Genomic DNA, 977 nt, shown 5'->3' with positions numbered 1-977 from the left:
CGGTCGCCGTCGCGGCGGTCATCCCGGCGGTCCGTCACGACGATCGTCACGCCGGTCATCCCGGCGGTCGTCACGGCGACCGTAACCGCCCCGGTCCTCACGGCGGCCGTGGCCCCCGCGCTGGTCGTCACGGCGGAAGCCACGGTCGTCGCGACGGCCGTACCCGCCACGGTCGTCATCGCGACGGCCGTACCCGCCACGGTCGTCATCACGGCGGCCGTAGCCACCACGGTCGTCATCACGACGGGCATACCCACCGCGGTCGTCATCACGACGGCCGTACCCGCCACGGTCGTCATCACGACGGCCGTACCCGCCACGGTCGTCATCACGACGGAAGGAAGGGCGGTCGCCCTCGCGGCGGAAGCCCCGGTCCCGGTCGTCGCGGCGCGGGCCGGACGAGCGGTCGTCACGGCGGAAGGAAGGACGTCCACCACGGTCGCGGTCGTCCCGGCTACGGAATCCGTCGCGGTCGCCCCTCTCGCCCCTCTCGCTCCTGTCGCCGCGGTCGTCTCCACGGCGGTCGTCGCGTCGGCCGTAGCCTCCGCGGTCGTCGCCGCGGCGCGGAGCACCGCGGTAGCCACCACGGTCACCACCGTCCCGGCGGCGCTGGTCGCGCTCAGGACGCTCGTCGGGAGAGTTGGTGGACATGGGTGACTCCTGTCTTCGGTACCGCAAATTCATTGTCGCGCAGCCGGGTACCCGGCGCGCCCGGGGAAAACGAAAAAGGACCCTTGGTCCCAGCATGTCGCTGGGACCAAGGGTCCTCCAAAGATTGTTCGGCGGCGTCCTACTCTCCCACAGGGTCCCCCCTGCAGTACCATCGGCGCTGTAAGGCTTAGCTTCCGGGTTCGGAATGTAACCGGGCGTTTCCCTCACGCTATGACCACCGAAACCCTAATGGTTTCGAGCGAACAAGCACACTCTTCAGTTGTCTGTTCTACTCAAAGCCGGCAACGTTCGTTGCCTCAGAACTG

1 protein-coding gene and 1 rRNA gene are annotated in these 977 nt (G+C 68.7%); one reads left to right on the top strand and one right to left on the bottom strand.

Going from position 1 to position 977, the window contains the following annotated elements; genetic code table 11:
- Window positions 1-657 (top strand): hypothetical protein (locus C3488_RS41015; RefSeq protein ID WP_181139392.1); only part of this gene is annotated, 657 nt, incomplete at its 5' end.
- Window positions 658-777: 120 nt separating this feature from the next.
- On the opposite strand, the gene rrf is transcribed toward C3488_RS41015, so the two are convergent.
- A 5S ribosomal RNA gene (gene rrf, locus C3488_RS39665) occupies window positions 778-894 on the bottom strand.
- Window positions 895-977 lie beyond the last annotated feature (83 nt).

It is taken from the genome of Streptomyces sp. Ru72, assembly GCF_002920635.1.
In the GTDB taxonomy this organism is placed as follows: domain Bacteria; phylum Actinomycetota; class Actinomycetes; order Streptomycetales; family Streptomycetaceae; genus Streptomyces.
The sequence above is the reverse complement of the archived record's forward strand: the minus strand, read 5'-3'. Positions and strand labels throughout refer to the sequence as shown.